The following is a 16,743-nucleotide window of genomic DNA, read 5'->3' as shown; positions in this document are numbered from 1 at the left end:
AACTGCTTACGGGTAGTTTCCTCTTTTTTTTGAGCTGGTGTGTAAAGCATTTCACAAAAGGTGTAAAACATTAATAAAAAATCCTTTCTTTGCACAGCCCTTTAAGTTCTTTTTCCCTGGTGCTTAGTGCTTAATTTTTGGTGCTAAGTTCCTGGTTCTTAGAATCCTGGCCCAGTGCCTGTGATTAGCGTTGTTGGTTGAAATTCAGAAACAGGAATCATAAATATAAAAGGTCAGTCATACATGCTACCAAAGTACAAACGCATTTTAGTAAAACTCTCCGGTGAATCGTTGATGGGCGATAAAAGTTTTGGAATGGATCCCGCTATCCTGGCGCAATATGCACATGACATCAAAGAGGTGGCCGACCTGGGTGTTCAGGTGGCTATTGTTATTGGTGGCGGTAATATTTACCGGGGTATGAATGAAGCAGAAACTGGTATCGAACGCGCTCATGGCGATTATATGGGCATGCTGGCCACGGTGATAAACGGAATGGCCATGCAGGCTATGTTAGAGAAGATAGGCGTTTTTACACGCTTACAAAGTGCCATAAAAATGGAACAGATCGCTGAACCATACATTCGCCGCCGCGCAATTCGCCACGTTGAAAAAGGCAGAGTAGTGATCTTTGGCGCCGGAACCGGTAACCCTTATTTCACAACCGATACGGCCGGCTCGCTGCGCGCTATCGAAATACAGGCCGATGTGATCCTGAAAGGCACCCGCGTTGATGGCATTTACACGGCCGATCCTGAAAAAGATCCCACAGCCAAAAAATACGAAAGCATCACCTTCCAGGAATGCATCTCAAAAAACCTGCGGGTAATGGACATGACGGCGTTTACCCTTTGTATGGAGAACAAACTGCCCATCATTGTATTTGATATGAACAAACCGGGCAACCTGCGCCGCGTAGCTTGTGGCGAAAAGGTTGGTACCCTGGTAAAAGGCTAATAAATAGTTAATAAATAGCTGATAAACAGCGGCTTAAATTTATTTGGCGCATTTTTGCATTTATCAGTTTACTGTATTAAATTTCCTATAAGAAAAACCACCTTCCCCGGTGGTTTTTTCATTCCGTCTTTTTTCAAAATCCCATGAAAAATAGTCTGTGTTGATCGCTATCTGTGATGCGGTATTTATACTAATTCCGAAGCCGTTATGAACTATTTACTGGTTATACTGGGGTATCAGATGTACGTTGGGATCCTTGAAATTATTATCTTCCTGCTGGGCGGTGTAGCACTCGGCTTCTTTATTCATTTCTTTTTGGTGAGCCGAAGGACCATGTCGTTAAAACTTCCCGAGCCCGAACCGCCTATTCTGGCCGATACTGCTTTTCTTGATAATGAAGAATGGCGTCTGAAATATTATGAGGATATGGAACTGCAGGAAAAAGAACAAATGCAGTTACGCCGCGAGCTCGATGAAGTGCGCGATAATGAGCAGTTGCTTACCATTGAAGTGGAAGAGCTGCACAAGGAATTAAAACGCCGCCACGATGCACCACAGCCTGCAGAAAGAACGCTTTCATCGCAGGAGGAACAAAGTGAGGAATACCTTATGCGCCTGCAAAAAACGCAGCAGGGGCTGGCAGAACAACACCATCAAATAACCTTACTGCTCGATCAAATAGAACTGTTGAAGCAAACAGAGTTCAAACACATTGATACAATAAAAGCCAACGAGGAGCTGAACGCCCGCCTGAACGAAATGCTTACCGTACTGGCCGGTAAGGATGCCCGCATTGTTGAACTGGAGCAACAACAGCTGCTGTCAGATGAAATGGAAGAGCGCATGCAAAAGGCATATGAAGAGTTCAATGCCCTGCGTGAAAAATTGTCGAAAGTAGAAAGCCTTAGCAACCCGCCCAGCCGCCAGTTTGAGTTTGAAGAAATACAACAGAACAACTTTAAGCTCATAAGGGAGTTTGACGAGTACAAACAAAAGCATTTAGACCTGTTGGAGGAGAACCGCCGCCTGTCGCGCCTGCTGGCCGATACCGAAGAAAAACTGCGCGAATCGAACTTTCAACGCCAGCAGTTGCAAAAAAAGGTAACCTTTCTTGAAGAGCTTAACCGCGATCTGCAACAGATCTCTGAACATAATAAAAAGCTGGAGAACCAGCTTCGCCGTATGAGCGAAATTGAAGTAATGCTTGCAAGGGTACAGGGAAAAGGTAATAAGGGGCAGGATCAGCCACCGGAGTAATAATACGGCTGAAAGCCTAAAGCTAAAAGTCTAAAGCAAATACAAAATACAGCCGAAAGCCTAAAGCTAAAAGCCGAAAGCGAATACAGCAGCGGCAATCCGGAACTATATTCACTTCGACATTCAACATCAACATTTGTCTTCACCTTTTTAATTTCTAATTCTTCATTCCTCATTTACACGTCTATAGCCAATATCTACACGGTTATTGGCAAAAACGCACACTTATAAACTAATTACCGCCAAGTAAGAATTGTTATTTACTTTTCGGCCCCAATAAGGTCATCCTACGGCCTTTTTACTACTAACGTTCGCTATAAGACCCGTAAGAAAAAAAGTTGTAACGGTAACAATATCCCAAACAAAAACCTTTAATTATTATTCGTATCTATGAAACAATTTCTACTTGTGTTAGCCATGGGCGTGGCTGTTATTTCGTGTAAAAAAAACAATGATGATGTAACGCCTGTTCTCAATTTAAATCAAACTTCTCTTTCAATAGCGCCGGTTCAGGGCGCTTCGGCAGAATTGATCGTTGAATCAAATGTCGAGTGGCAGGTTGCGGTGTCATCCGGCGCCGAATGGTTACAGGCAAATAAAACCTCAGGTAAAGGAAACGACACCATTCGCTTATCTGCAATTAGTGAATACGAAGGTACGCAGGCGCGCTCGGCAACAATTACTGTAACGGCGGGCAATTTGCAGGCGCAGGCAACCATCTCACAAAAACCTTATAACGTACAACTGTCGTATCAGAAAAATTGGGGTGGCGCCGCAGACGATTACATTAATGATGTAATAGCTACTAAAGACGGCGGCCTGTTTTTATCGGGTATTACTGCCAGCAATAAAAGCGGCGATGTAATTTCAAATCATGGCGATTACGATGCCTGGTTGGTTAAATTAAACAGTAACCACGATACTGTTTGGACCCGTGTAATGGGTGGTACCTGGTACGATGCGGCTATAGATGCTATTGCTACTGCCGATGGTGGTTATATAGTTGCCGGGTACACACAAAGTAATTCAAATGGCGATGTGGGCGCCAACAATGGTCAAACCGACTGGTGGATCATAAAATTTAACAGCAATGGTACAACTGCCTGGACCAAAACCCTTGGCGGAGCGTATGATGATTATGCGCAAAGCATAGCAGCCACTGCCGACGGCGGTTTTGTAGTTGTAGGCGAATCCCTTTCTGTTAGTACTAACAAAGATGTACTGGTAGTGAAATTTAACAGCAATGGAAACGTAGAGTGGCAAAAATCATATGGCGGTTCTGCAGAAGATGCAGGCTATGCTGTTAGTGTTTCTTCAACCGGGTCAATATTTGTGGCAGGTACCACAAGGAGTAGTAATAGTGGAGATGTAGGCACTGGTTATGGTATGGAGGACTACCTGATCCTAAAGCTGAAAGCAAATGGCGATAAGGAATGGGCGAAGGTTTTTGGCGGTAGCAATTATGATCGTGCCAATGGCATAGTAAGCACACCCGATGGCGGCGCCATTATAAACGGTAATACCTACAGTAACCAAAGCGGCACCGTAGGAACAATTCATGGTGGTAGCGACATGTGGGTTATTAAAGTAAATGCAAACGGAGAAATAGAATGGAACCGTTTAATGGGCGGTACTTCTTACGAAGATGGTACTGCGGTTGCGGTTGCCCCCGGTGGCGGCTACCTCATTGCCGGTACATCGAGCTCTATGGATGGCGATGTGGGGGTAACCCAGGGCTATGATGACCTGTGGTTGTTAAAATTAAACACCAGCGGTAAAACATTATGGAGCAAAACGTTTGGCGGGGTCGATTATGAATATGGCGCCTCTTTGTTGATAAATACCGATGGCAGCTTTTATGTTGGTGGTTATACAACAACCACTTCAAAAGGTAAAGACGATGGCCTGTTGTTGAAATACAAAGAGTATTAATCTTCTTAGTTGAACTTATATTGTTAAACAACAAACCCGCTCCTGTTTGAGCGGGTTTGTTGTTTTTAATTTATTTATTCATTCCTACAAGTTTCTTAAACTCATCGGTTAAACAACCTTGTATTTCTTTAAAAGGAATGTACAGCTTTATCTGGCCGGCAGCATAGGCTGCAATTTCGTACGGGTCGTAACTGAAGGTGATGCCTTTGGAAGTAATTATACAATTATTTGGTGTAGGAAGGGTATCAACCAGCAGGAATTCGGAAAGCTTTTGGTTACCTGATGCGTTAAAGTATTCACGTACTTTCTTTTCCTGTAACGCCGGTAGCTGAGCGCATTCATTAAACACGGCGCCTACTTCACTGTTATTTACCAGGTCAATATTTACATATTTTATGGTGTAATTGCCATGCGCCCCGCCGTTATCTTCCCAGGTCAATATAGAAAGCGTTAGTAATTGTTTACTCAGGTATACAATATTTACACTAATACTAACGCCATATTTTTCAATTTCACCTCCCTGGCTCAGTACATCTTTTTTATCGGCAAGCATTGCCTCGCCTATTGTACCGTTTGTAGATGTATAGCCAAATGCCTCAAAGATCTTTTCCCTTATTAGTTTTGTTGCCGGGTGTGTTGATGAAGCGGTGGGGCACACTGCAGCAGCATCATACGTTATTTCGGAACGGCCAAATTGCTGATCTTTCGGTAACGATCTAGACCCTTTAGTGATCACATAGTCGAAGTATAAGCCGTTTGTATTAAGGGGTTTTGTTACCCTAAATGGCAGCACTTTTCCATTATGCAACCAGGTACCTGAAAAAGAACTGTCTTTAAATTTTCCTGAAAATTCTTCATTCATATCACCGCTTTCGCGGTTGTTGTTGGTTAGTCGTAAGGACCCGTCGTTTTGCAGTACACCGAACAGATCAATGGTTTCTTCTGTAGAGTTGTAATAATAGCTTCCGTAAAAATCATTGCCTTTGCGATGTATGTTAAGGGTAATGGGGTATTTATCAATAGAACCGGTAAGTTGATAGAAACGGGTGATAAGAGGAGCGGGTTTACTTTTTTGTGCAAGGGTAATATGAACGCTACCCGCAATTAATAACAAAGTAAAAATATATTTCATACGGTAAAGTATAAGTAGAAGTAAGGTTAATTTAGCAGCTAAATGGTTATGATCAAAATCAGGAATGTTAATTGTTCATGCCATTAACTTTGCTTTATAAAATTACAGGTTCATGTCATCAACTATAGCAGATATTCGTAAAGATTACAAGTTAAGGTCGCTTTTGGAGAAAGACGTAGATGCAAGTGCCATTGGGCAGTTTGATAAATGGTGGCAGGAGGCCATACATAGTGAAATTGATGAAGTAAACGCCATGACGCTGGCTACTGCATCTGCCGATGGTATACCGGCTGCACGAATTGTGTTATTAAAAGGTTTTGATGAGCGCGGCTTTGTATTTTTTACCAATTACGACAGCTTTAAAGGGCTGCAACTGGCCGAAAACCCAAGGGCCTGCCTGGTTTTTTTCTGGAAAGAACTGGAACGGCAGGTGCGTATAACCGGCCTGGTGGAGAAAGTTTCTGCAGAGGAAAGTGATATTTATTTTAACAGTCGCCCCGAAGGAAGTCGTATTGGCGCATGGGCATCGCCACAAAGCCAGGTTATTGAGAACAGGGAGTGGTTAGAGGAGCGGGAAAAAACACTGGTTAAAGATTTCACTGGTAAACCGTTGAGCCGGCCTGCCCATTGGGGCGGATATCGTGTAAAACCTATAAACATTGAATTTTGGCAGGGGCGCCCCAGCCGTTTGCACGATAGGTTGCAGTATAGCTTACAGGGCGATAATACCTGGAAGATTGAGCGCCTGGCGCCTTAATTAGCTTGCCTTCTATAAAAAATTAAGAGGTTAACAGGTTGAGAATTAGCTTTTCAACTTATTAACCTCTTATCCCGTCTATAAAGTTCTTACTTCTTTTTTTCTGCAATTCTTTTAATTCTTGCAGGACGGCTTTTACCGTATGATCCTTTGAAGATCTTACCTTTCTTCGTTTTTTTATCTCCTCTACCCATGTTATTGGTTTATTAAGTGATTATAAAATTGATGCAAAAATAAAAAAAGCTCCGATACTTCGCATGCAGTAACGGAGCCTTTCGTGCGTAAGGCAATAATTATAATTTAGCCTGCAATTCTTTACCTGCTTTAAAACGGGCAACTTTTTTAGCTTTAATCTTAATCACAGCACCGGTTTGCGGATTACGACCATTGCGAGCTGCTCTTTTTGATACAGAGAATGTACCAAAACCTACCAGGGTAACTTTACCACCACCTTTCAGGGTTTTGGTAACTGCTTCGATGAAAGAATCCAGAGCAGCATTAGCCTGAGTCTTGGTAATGCCTGAATCATCGGCAAGTTTTGCAATTAATTCAGCTTTGTTCATAGTGTGATTTTTTAAGAATTTATGCAGCAACAAATTTAGCCGCTTTTTACTTGAAACAAAATTTTTTGGTCGAAAAATTAACATTTGATAAAGTGCTGAAATCCGCTTGGGGCAAGGATTTTAGCAAATTGAAATGTTTTGTAATGTGTTATGTGAATTGATGTTACACGCTGAAAGCCTGTACTGCGCTGTGTTTCATGCGATGCCGGCTGAAATGCTGGCCTGTAAAGGGTTTCGTGGAATATACAATAAATTTAGCCGGGGAAACCTTTAAAATTTATTTTCCACAATCAGTTCACAACCTCCATTACTGTATTGAACGCAATAAAGCGTTCTCCCCATTTATCAAATGCCTGCTGCCTGAAAACAGGGGCAAATTCCTCAATGTACCTGATATAGTTTTCCAGTGTTGGCGCGAAATATTGTATTACAAAGGTCAGGCCATCGCTATCATCCTGCTCCAGCAAACGGAACATTTTCCATTGGGAAAACTGTCCACATGCCATTATTGCGGGTATATGTTCCTGCTGTTGCCACTGTATCCACGCTTCTTCAATGTCAGGAACGATCTTTATCGTAATGTTATGAACGATCATGGCGACAGTATAATACAATTTGCATGATAAAATGTTGTATCAAACGCAGAATAAGGTGTAAAAATTACAATTGATCACTAATTAAGTTCCAGATAAACCGGGCAATGATCACTGTGCTTAACATCGTGATATATGTCGGCATTCTTCAAGCGGTTGCGTAATGGTTCGGTAGCATTGATGTAATCGAGCCGCCAACCTTTATTTTGCAGTCTTACTGTAGGGAAACGCTGGCTCCACCAGCTGTAGCGATTTGGCTCAGGATGAAAATGACGGAAAGTATCTATCCAGCCATTATTAAAAAGTTTATCCATCCACGCTCTTTCATTGGGTAAAAAGCCCGAAGTGTTCTTATTTCCCTTAGGGTCGTGAATATCTATTTCGGTGTGGGCAATATTATAATCGCCGCACAAAATGAGGTTGGGATGTTTTTGCTTCAGTGTTTCCAAATAGGAATAAAAGTGATCGAGCCACTCGTATTTAAATGTTTGCCGTACATCACCGGTTGTACCCGATGGAAAATACGCATTCACAAGGCGGATATCTCCGAAATCGAGCTGTATTATTCTTCCTTCATCATCACTTACCGCATGTTTGTTGCCGTATTCAACGTTATCGGGTTTTATTTTGGTAAATACGGCTACACCGCTATACCCTTTTTTCGATGCCGAAAACCAGTAGTCTTCATAACCGCACTCGATAACCTGCTGACGGTTTACATTGTCTTTAGTGGCTTTTGTTTCCTGCAGGCAAATAATATCTGCGGGGTCGGTCTTTAACCATTCGCAAAAACCCTTTGTCATGGCGGCTCGTATGCCATTAACATTATAGCTAATGATGCGCATGATTTTTTGTTTAATTTGGCTGGCAATTTACACTATTGATATGGAAGCAGCTTCAGTAAAGAAAAAGATTGAGCCAATAATACCACCTAAGGAGCAGGTTTATTTAGAAGGGCCTAAAAGCCGTACTTATGAGCTGGCCTTTGCGTGGCGGGTGTTCAAACAATTTATTAAGGGATTCAGGTCATTGCATTTTATGGGTCCCTGTATCACTGTTTTTGGTTCGGCCCGGTTTAAAGAAGACCATCCATATTATGAAAGCGCCCGCACTTTTGGCAAACGCATTGCCGAAACCGGTTTTGTTACCATGACGGGCGGCGGCCCCGGTATTATGGAAGCTGCCAATCGCGGGGCTTTTGAAAACGGCGGGGTATCAGTTGGTTGTAACATACAATTGCCATTTGAGCAACATGTAAATAAATACGTAACCAAGTCAATTACCTTCGAGCATTTCTTTGTACGCAAAGTGTTATTGGTTAAATACTCATATGCGTTTATCATTATGCCGGGTGGCTTTGGCACTATGGATGAGTTCTTTGAAACGTTGACCCTTGTACAAACCAAAACAATTACGCAATTCCCCATTGTGTTATTTGGAAAAGAATACTACAGCAACTTGTGGAACTATGCGGAGTTTATGGCACAACAGGGCACCATCAGTCGCGAGGACATGAAACTTGTTTTGCTTACCGACAGCATTGATGAAGCAATGGACCATATTCAGTCTTATATCAGCAGCAATTATAAAGTGAGGCCCCGCCAGGCCTGGCGCTGGTTGTTTGAGAAGAGATAAACAATTATAATGCAAAAGGGGTAATGGCTTGCACAGCTCATTACCCCTTTTGTTATTTTATAACAGTCGTCTTCTATTTATGCTTCTTGATGGTGGGGATGTTTACACCCAGGCTTAAGATCAATTCATAAGTGCCAAATGCCTGGCGGGCTTTGCCTTTGTATATATGCAAATGGGCATACCGGGCATAATCTATTTTATGGGAAAACTCAAGGTATGCATATTTGTAAAAGGTAGCTTTTATTGCCTGTTCAACGCCGAAGTTCCAACCGCCAAACTGAAAGTCGGGTTTGTTTTTTTGTCCGAAAAAGCTGTTCTCAACGTGTGGAAGAACGGGGCCAATACCTGCTTTACCTAACATATCGATCCTTATTTTGTTAGTAGGGTGCTCATACAGGTTCCAGTTCTTTACAATGTTGAACAATAAGAAATTGGCGCCGTTGTTGAGGAAGTAATAAAACCCGTTCTCTTCCTTCCAGTCTAAGGTAGCGTCAACTGGCTTATTGTCCATTTTACCAGTATAATGAATTTCCTGCTGGTCTATAATGTATTTGGTGTGGTCGAAGTTTATCTCAATGGCCAGGTCGTCGCTGAAGAAATAACCAAGGCGGTAATTGTATTGCGGAATAGTTAATGCTCTGCTGAACAAGCCTTCGTCCCAGCCCGGATGGTCATGCGCTTCAACGTGTCTTAAGCTATAATAATTGCCAAGCTCTGGCTGGTTGATCCTGATGTTGCTTTTTGTGTACCATTCCTTATTATAACCCCAGGAGAAATAAATTTCACCTTTGCGGCTCGATTTGGATCTGGATTGTGCTGCTACGAAATAAGGCACTAGATTAACCATACATGCTATTGCTATAATAGCATGTATACGGGAATTACTCATGACGCTACAGATTAATAGTCGTTAACCAAGGGAACGATGCCCAAACGAATATGATGTTTTTAATATTGTGAACCAGTCTTTACAAAGATTTACACATCATACTCAAGAACAGGGCGCAGCCATCTTTCTATCTCTTCAACCGGCATATTTTTGCGGGCGGCATAATCAACAACCTGGTCTTTCTGAATTTTACCTAATCCAAAATACTGGCTTTGCGGATGGGCGAAATACCAGCCGCAAATAGACGATGCGGGGTACATGGCCAGGGATTCTGTAAGGGTAATACCTGTAGCTTCCTGTCCGCCAAGCAAATTGAATAGTTTGTATTTTTCAGTATGATCAGGGCAGGCCGGATAACCTGGCGCTGGTCTTATTCCTGAATATGATTCTTTTATTAATTCTTCGTTAGTTAAATGCTCTTCTTTTGCATATCCCCAAAATTCCTTCCGCACCCGTTCATGCAATAGCTCGGCAAAAGCCTCGGCAAGCCTATCTGCTAACACCTGTAGCATAATTTTGTTGTAATCGTCGTGATTTTCTACAAACTTTTTTATGTGAGGCTCTATTCCATGTATAGTAACAGAGAACGCCCCCATGTAATCATTTCCGCCATTGGTTTCTGGCTTTACAAAGTCAGCTAAAGAAAAGTTCGGTTGCCCGGCAGCTTTTTTATTTTGCTGGCGCAGTGATTCGAGCCTGGCCTTTTCTTTCCCGTTCTCGTCATAAATGAACATAGAGTCTTTGCCATTGCTGTTTGCCTGCCAGAAACCGATAACCCCGCGGGCGGTTAACCATTTTTCTTTAATGATGGTGTTAAGCAGTTCGTTGGCGTCTTCAAACAATTTGGTGGCTTCCTTTCCTACTTTTTCATCCTGTAAAATGGCCGGGAACTTACCATGTAACTCCCAGGCTATAAAGAACGGGCCCCAGTCTATGTAGTCAACCAGTTCGTTGAGGTCGTAGTTATCGAAGATCTTTGTGCCGGTGAATTGGGGCACAACCGGCGTATAGTTGTTCCAGTCGATGGCTACGCGGTTTTCCTGTGCCTGTTCGAAAGGGAGATATTGCTTTGCTGTTTTTTTGCTACCGAAATCGTCGCGCAGTTTTTGGTATTCTTTACCTATGGTTGAAAGGAATTCGGGCTTTTGTTCTTTGCTTAATAATGAACCGGCCACGGTTACACTGCGCGATGCATCGAGCACATGCACTACCCCGTTTTCGTATTGGGGGGCTATTTTAACGGCCGTGTGCATACGCGATGTGGTGGCGCCCCCAATAAGCAGGGGCTGGTTCATGTTGCGCCGTTTCATTTCGTGGGCTACGTGCACCATTTCGTCGAGCGAAGGGGTAATAAGGCCACTTAAACCAATGATGTCTACTTTTTCTTTCTGTGCTGTTTCAAGGATCTTGTCGGCAGGCACCATTACACCCATGTCGATAATATCGTAGCCATTACAGCCTAATACCACGCCTACAATGTTCTTTCCTATATCATGTACATCGCCTTTAACAGTAGCTAATAAGATCTTGGCAGCACCTGATGTGGCTGATGCCTCTCCGCTGTTACGCAGTCTTTCTTTCTCTTCTTCAATATATGGGGTAAGAATAGCCACTGACTTTTTCATTACACGGGCGCTTTTTACCACCTGTGGCAGAAACATTTTACCACTTCCAAACAGGTCGCCCACCACGTTCATACCGTCCATTAAAGGGCCTTCAATAACATCGAGTGGTTTGGGGTACTTCTGGCGGGCCTCTTCGGTATCCTGGTCAATATAGTCGGTAATACCGTTAATGAGTGCATGTTTAAGGCGATCTTCAACAGTATTGGCGCGCCAGGCTTCGTTCTTTACCTCTGATTTATCTTTTGCCTTAACTGTTTCTGCAAATGTTATCAGGCGGTCGGTAGCATCTTCGCGGCGGTTCTGTATAACATCTTCGCACAGCTCGCGTAGTTGCGGTTCTATTTCATCGTAAACCACCAGCTGGCCGGCGTTTACGATACCCATATCCATACCCGCTTTAATAGCGTGGTACAGGAATACCGAGTGCATAGCCTCGCGTACGGGCTCGTTACCACGAAATGAGAAAGATACGTTACTAACCCCGCCGCTAATTTTGGCCAGGGGCATTCTTTGTTTTATGATGCGGGTAGCCTCAATAAAGTCAACGGCATAGTTGTTATGCTCTTCAATACCTGTTGCTACTGCAAATATGTTGGGGTCGAAAATAATATCCTGTGGGTCGAAGCCAACCTGTTCGGTAAGGATGTTGTAGGCGGTTGTACAAATATCTACGCGGCGTTGCAGGGTATCGGCCTGTCCCTGTTCATCGAATGCCATTACAACAACCGAAGCGCCATATAGCTTACAGATCTTTGCTTCGCGAATGAACTTGTCAACTCCTTCTTTCATGGAAATTGAGTTCACTATACATTTACCCTGAACGCATTTTAAGCCGGCTTCAATTACTTCGAATTTTGAGCTGTCGATCATGATGGGGATCTTGGCAATATCGGGCTCGCTTTGTAGCAGGTTCAGGAAGGTGGTCATGGCTTTTACGCCATCCAGCAGGGCATCGTCCATATTTACGTCAAGTACCTGGGCGCCGCTTTCTACCTGTTGGCGGGCAACACTGAGTGCTTCTTCATACTTGTTCTCCCTGATAAGCCGGGCGAATTTTTTTGAACCGGTTACGTTGGTACGTTCACCTACGTTCACAAAATTGGTTTCGGGGCGAATGACCAATGGCTCTAAGCCCGAAAGGCGCAAGTATGGTTTTATCGTAATATTTGTGGACATAATTATTTACTTTTTAGGAATCTTGAAACCTATTGGTTCCCGCGCAGGCGCTGGTTCCTGCAGCAGTAATTCCTTTAATATTTTAAAAATGGTCTGTATCTCTTCGTCTTTTTTGATAAGGTTCTTTTCAATGGACTCGATCTTGTTCCTTATTTCTTCATTGTTCAGGTTGTTTAACAGGAACTGCCGCAACCTGGTGTATACTCTAATGATCTGAACATTCTTGCCAGGTCCCTGTCTAACATTACTTTTTGCCCGCGAATAATCCGAATACAATCAATAATCTCCTGATCTTCAATGGCTTTAGTCAGTTTCTTACTCATAGCAATTTGTTTAATGATTTACATTAATGAATTACTACTACCAGAGCTGATCCTGTTTGATATCACAAATTGTGATATCAAAATTTCCTTTTCCTGTTTGAGGTCGCAAATTGCGACCTCAAGTTTCTTTATAAAGCCTTCTCCAATTCCGGTAAGGGTCTTGGTTTGAATTTGCGAACGTGCTCGGCAATGTGCTGAATATGATCTGGCGTGGTGCCGCAACAGCCGCCCACAATATTTACAAAACCTTCGCTGGCCCAGTCTTCAAGGAAGTGGGCAGTTTGCTCAGGTTGTTCATCATATTCGCCCATGGCGTTTGGCAAACCTGCATTAGGGTAAGCCGATGTATAACAAGCTGCTATTTGGCTTAACTCTTCAATATGCGGCCGCATGTCCGAAGCACCCAACGCACAGTTGAGGCCTATGGAAAGCGGTTTGGCGTGCATAACTGAAGTATAGAAGGCTTCAAGGGTTTGTCCGCTCAATGTACGACCCGAGGCATCGGTAATGGTGCCACTGATCATGATAGGCAGCTCGACCTTATTTTCGTCGGCGAAATATTTCTTTATAGCATATATAGCGGCTTTGGCATTGAGGGTATCGAAGATGGTCTCAATCAGTAACAGATCAACACCACCATCAACCAGTCCCTTTACCTGCTCGTAATAAGCAGTCATTGCCTCATCGAACGTAAGCGCCCTGAAACCAGGGTTGTTTACATCGGGCGATAAGGAAAGTGTTTTATTGAGCGGACCAATGGCACCGGCTACCCAGGCTCTTTCGCGACCATTTTTGTTGGTAGAAGGATCGGCAAAGAACTCCTTTACGGCCTCTTTGGCCACCTTGGCGGCTTCGAAGTTCAACTCATAGGCCAGCGACTCCATGTGGTAGTCGGCCAGTGATATAACCTGCGCATTGAACGTATTGGTTTCAATAATATCGGCGCCGGCTGCGAGATATTCTTTGTGAATGCCTTTAATGATGTTGGGTTGCGTAAGTACCAGAAGGTCATTGTTCCCTTTTAGGTCGCTGGGCCAATCTTTAAAACGTTCACCCCGGTAATCGGGTTCTTCAAGCTTATGGCGTTGGATCATGGTTCCCATAGCCCCATCAATGATCAGGATCCTTTCCTGAAGGCATTGTTGTATTGTTTTCATGCTGCCCTCCTTTTATTTAGCATAGCGGTTTTTGTTGATGAGCAAGGCCGGTCAAATGTCAATATCGGTCCAGATGTCAGTATCAGGACGCTGCTGGCAACAACGAAGTAAGCATTTGCGACACTCAACTTCATTCATTACCGAACCGGTAAACGTTGGGAAACTTGTTGTGGCGTGAGTTTCTTTGCGTTTATTAGTTCAGTTATAAGCATCTGTTCTGATGGTTATAATAGAGCCAGATGCCGGTCCCTGCTCAGGATGCACAGGCCGAACAATAAACAAATCTGCCTATGCGGATGCAAATTTACAGCTTGTTATGTTAATATCAAAGTGGGCGTGTGTTTGACGCATTCTGCCTAGTGTTGTACATATTTTTCAACCGGCAGGCGGTTGGTAATACTGCGTGCAAGCGTCATTTCATCGGCGTATTCCAGTTCGCCGCCAAAAGCGATACCGCGGGCAATGGTGGTGATCTTAACAGAAGTGCCCTGTAGCTTTTTTTGAATATAATAAATGGTGGTATCGCCTTGTATGTTGGGGTTCAGGGCAAAAATGAGCTCTTCGGTCTTTTCCTGGGGAATTCGTTGTATAAGAGGTTCAATGGTAAGCTGGTCGGGCCCAATGCCATCGAGCGGGGAAATAATGCCGCCCAGTACATGGTAAACGCCGCTGAACTGCTGGGTGCTTTCAATGGCTATAACATCACGAATGTTCTCAACCACACAAATGAGTTCCTGCTTACGCATGGGATTGGCGCAAATGGCGCAGGTGGAATGATCGGCCACATTGTAACAACGTTCGCAAAACTTTATCTCCCGGCGCATTTTAAGTATCGCTTCGCCAAAATTCTCAACATTGCCGGGGTCTTGCTTCAATAAATGAAGCACCAGCCGCAACGCCGTTTTCTTTCCAATACCGGGCAGTTTTGCAAATTCACTCACTGCATTCTCTAACAAAGAAGAAGAAAATTCCATAAGGCAAAGATAGTTCTAAGTTCTTAGTTCCCAGCTCATAGTTCACTGTTCAAAGTACCGGGTACAATTAAAAAGGGCCCCTGCCTAATAAGCAGAGACCCAGTTATTTACCTATACTGTTTATTTAGTTTTATCCTCTTTTTAATTTCTCATTTCTAATTCTTCATTTGTCATTTCTCAAGGGTAATATCAATGATATTATCCCATTTGGCTTTCACCGTTATTTTGCGGCTTATAGGCAATACTTTTTCGGGCTGATGGCGCTTTTCAAAGAAGGAGCCGGGGTCCCAAATACCGTTTTTGTTATCATCATATAAAATGCGCAGGTCGTATTCGCCAGGGGCAAATAATCTGGCGTAGAATTCTTTATTGGTCATGGGCCAGGAGAACTTTACCTGGTCGCCTGAAATAAATTGCAGAACAGGATTTCTACTCAGATCGAGATTTATGAGACGCAGTTTGAGCAACCCATATTCGTTTTCGTCTTTGGTTCTAAAGGCGATGGTATCATGTTTAGGTGCGGTATTACCTGCTGTATCTATGGCAAATGCCGAGTCAACAATGACATTGTAGGCTGTATTAGGCGCCCAGGCATACGAAAGGGTCACTTTTTTGTTGCTGGTATCCCTAATAAAGCGGTATTTGGTAAGCAATTCATCTTTTTCGTTTGCCAGTCGTACTTTGGTCGTATCGAACGTTTTGAGCGGTGTGTTAAACCTGAACTCGAACTGGCTTAGCAGATCTAATTCGGTACCGCTAAGGCTGGTTTCAAATTTTAGGCTTTTATCTTCTTTGTTGTCTTTCTTTCTGTTATTTCCCCCTTTACCTGGCGTTGGCGGTTTAGGGCCTTTTCCATTTTTATCTTCCTCTTCTTTTTCGGTGTAAGCGTATAAGGTCAATGGCTTTGGCGAAATTTCGGGCGTTACACGTGCATCGGCAAAAGCAAATAACTGGCTGCTGCTGAGGTAACGGCGTTGGCCGCCTTCATCTTTTAACGCAAACAGGGCAAAATTACCACCGGGCAGGTTATTGAAGTTATAGTTGCCATCTTTATCAACCCGGGCAACGTAGCGGGGCTTTTCTTTTATTACTGCCGAATCGTCGGTGCTGCTATGCAGCATAACAATAAGGGTAGAGTCGGTTTTTCCGGTTTCGGCAATGATCACTTTACCCGTAAGCTTTAATGAATCGAGCGCGTCGCCTGTAGAGAACCGGTAGGTGAAGTTCTTTAATATATTGCCTTCGTTTATGTCTTTTAGGGCATTACCAAAATCGAGAGCGTAGGTAGTGTTCGGTTCCAGGGTGTCTTTCACAGTTACCGTTACCGTACGAAGTTTATAATCGACGAGGGGATTTATTTTGGGTACCGGCGATACCAGCAGGTTTTCCTGGATGTTCTCTATTTGCACAAACTCATCAAACTCCATAACGATCTTTTTGCCGGTAAACTTAGTGGCAGAGTCGCGTGGATTTACTTTCAAAAGTCGGGGTGGCAGCGAGTCGCGTGGACCGCCCATGGGAGGCGCAATATTGGCACAACCAGTTTGCACCAGGGTAGAAGGAAGCAGTGCGATGATGATGAGTAACGGCGAAACTATCTTAAATATAGAAGCATACTTCATAAGGCCGCAAACTTAAGCTGTTTATTGGCAAATGTTGCCTCTAAAGCGTTAAATGTTGTTGGTTGCCGGGTGCGGATGCTTTGCCTAAACGGCTGGTTGAATTTGCTCAGAGGTTTCGAATGTAAGGCCCGAAAACCGGAAACCGGTAACT

Annotated in this window: 16 protein-coding genes; 5 read left to right on the top strand and 11 right to left on the bottom strand. The window is 43.5% G+C overall.

Features of this window, described 5'->3' with window-relative positions; genetic code table 11:
• Window positions 1–243 precede the first annotated feature (243 nt).
• From pyrH to GGD38_RS15735, 3 genes are all read left to right on the top strand, one after another.
• On the top strand, window positions 244–957 hold the full coding sequence (pyrH, locus tag GGD38_RS15745) for a UMP kinase (protein WP_375297202.1): 714 nt from the start codon (window positions 244–246) through the stop codon (window positions 955–957).
• A gap of 207 nt (window positions 958–1,164) precedes the next feature.
• Window positions 1,165–2,214: a hypothetical protein gene (locus GGD38_RS15740; RefSeq protein WP_375297201.1), complete on the top strand. Its 1,050-nt coding sequence runs from the start codon at window positions 1,165–1,167 to the stop codon at window positions 2,212–2,214.
• A gap of 390 nt (window positions 2,215–2,604) precedes the next feature.
• Window positions 2,605–4,146 carry a BACON domain-containing protein gene (locus tag GGD38_RS15735; RefSeq protein ID WP_375297200.1) on the top strand — a complete coding sequence of 514 codons (1,542 nt, stop codon included), beginning with the start codon at window positions 2,605–2,607 and terminating at the stop codon, window positions 4,144–4,146.
• Window positions 4,147–4,216: 70 nt separating this feature from the next.
• Here GGD38_RS15735 and GGD38_RS15730 read toward each other — a convergent pair whose 3' ends face one another.
• Complete coding sequence (locus tag GGD38_RS15730) at window positions 4,217–5,278, bottom strand: RsiV family protein (RefSeq protein ID WP_375297199.1); 1,062 nt, start codon at window positions 5,276–5,278, stop codon at window positions 4,217–4,219.
• A gap of 112 nt (window positions 5,279–5,390) precedes the next feature.
• On the opposite strand from GGD38_RS15730, the gene pdxH reads away from it, so the two are divergent.
• Window positions 5,391–6,035 carry a pyridoxamine 5'-phosphate oxidase gene (pdxH, locus tag GGD38_RS15725; protein ID WP_375297198.1) on the top strand — a complete coding sequence of 215 codons (645 nt, stop codon included), beginning with the start codon at window positions 5,391–5,393 and terminating at the stop codon, window positions 6,033–6,035.
• Between the two features lie 89 nt (window positions 6,036–6,124).
• On the opposite strand, the gene GGD38_RS15720 is transcribed toward pdxH, so the two are convergent.
• From GGD38_RS15720 to GGD38_RS15705, 4 genes are all read right to left on the bottom strand, one after another.
• Window positions 6,125–6,229: a 30S ribosomal protein THX gene (locus GGD38_RS15720; protein WP_132554829.1), complete on the bottom strand. Its 105-nt coding sequence runs from the start codon at window positions 6,227–6,229 to the stop codon at window positions 6,125–6,127.
• 99 nt (window positions 6,230–6,328) lie between these two features.
• Window positions 6,329–6,682, bottom strand: coding sequence for an HU family DNA-binding protein (locus GGD38_RS15715; RefSeq protein ID WP_165920396.1), 354 nt, complete (start codon window positions 6,680–6,682; stop codon window positions 6,329–6,331).
• Window positions 6,683–6,888: 206 nt separating this feature from the next.
• The gene (locus tag GGD38_RS15710) at window positions 6,889–7,194 is read right to left on the bottom strand and encodes a DUF4286 family protein (protein WP_375297197.1); all 306 of its coding nucleotides are present in this window, start codon (window positions 7,192–7,194) and stop codon (window positions 6,889–6,891) included.
• A gap of 77 nt (window positions 7,195–7,271) precedes the next feature.
• Window positions 7,272–8,036 carry an exodeoxyribonuclease III gene (locus GGD38_RS15705; RefSeq protein WP_375297196.1) on the bottom strand — a complete coding sequence of 255 codons (765 nt, stop codon included), beginning with the start codon at window positions 8,034–8,036 and terminating at the stop codon, window positions 7,272–7,274.
• 40 nt (window positions 8,037–8,076) lie between these two features.
• Here GGD38_RS15705 and GGD38_RS15700 point away from each other — a divergent pair, with 40 nt between their 5' ends.
• Entirely contained in the window at window positions 8,077–8,826 is a 750-nt protein-coding gene (locus GGD38_RS15700; protein WP_375297195.1) for a TIGR00730 family Rossman fold protein, read from the top strand.
• A 73-nt stretch (window positions 8,827–8,899) separates the two neighbouring features.
• On the opposite strand, the gene GGD38_RS15695 is transcribed toward GGD38_RS15700, so the two are convergent.
• From GGD38_RS15695 to GGD38_RS15670, 6 genes are all read right to left on the bottom strand, one after another.
• Window positions 8,900–9,715: a hypothetical protein gene (locus GGD38_RS15695; RefSeq protein WP_375303844.1), complete on the bottom strand. Its 816-nt coding sequence runs from the start codon at window positions 9,713–9,715 to the stop codon at window positions 8,900–8,902.
• Between the two features lie 89 nt (window positions 9,716–9,804).
• Complete coding sequence (gene metH / locus GGD38_RS15690) at window positions 9,805–12,516, bottom strand: methionine synthase (RefSeq protein ID WP_375297193.1); 2,712 nt, start codon at window positions 12,514–12,516, stop codon at window positions 9,805–9,807.
• Window positions 12,517–12,689: 173 nt separating this feature from the next.
• Entirely contained in the window at window positions 12,690–12,839 is a 150-nt protein-coding gene (locus GGD38_RS15685; protein ID WP_375297192.1) for a hypothetical protein, read from the bottom strand.
• 128 nt (window positions 12,840–12,967) lie between these two features.
• Window positions 12,968–13,996: a homocysteine S-methyltransferase family protein gene (locus GGD38_RS15680; protein WP_375297191.1), complete on the bottom strand. Its 1,029-nt coding sequence runs from the start codon at window positions 13,994–13,996 to the stop codon at window positions 12,968–12,970.
• Between the two features lie 356 nt (window positions 13,997–14,352).
• Window positions 14,353–14,970 (bottom strand): recombination mediator RecR, encoded by a 618-nt coding sequence (recR, locus tag GGD38_RS15675; RefSeq protein ID WP_375297190.1) that lies wholly within the window; start codon window positions 14,968–14,970, stop codon window positions 14,353–14,355.
• A 170-nt stretch (window positions 14,971–15,140) separates the two neighbouring features.
• A complete protein-coding gene (locus GGD38_RS15670; protein ID WP_375297189.1) occupies window positions 15,141–16,592 on the bottom strand; it encodes an Ig-like domain-containing protein in 1,452 nt (483 codons plus the stop codon).
• Window positions 16,593–16,743: the final 151 nt, after the last annotated feature.

Source organism: Niastella sp. OAS944, from assembly GCA_024809215.1.
Lineage (GTDB): Bacteria > Bacteroidota > Bacteroidia > Chitinophagales > Chitinophagaceae > Niastella.
Note: the sequence above shows the minus strand (reverse complement) of the source record. Positions and strands in the feature narration are given on the sequence as shown.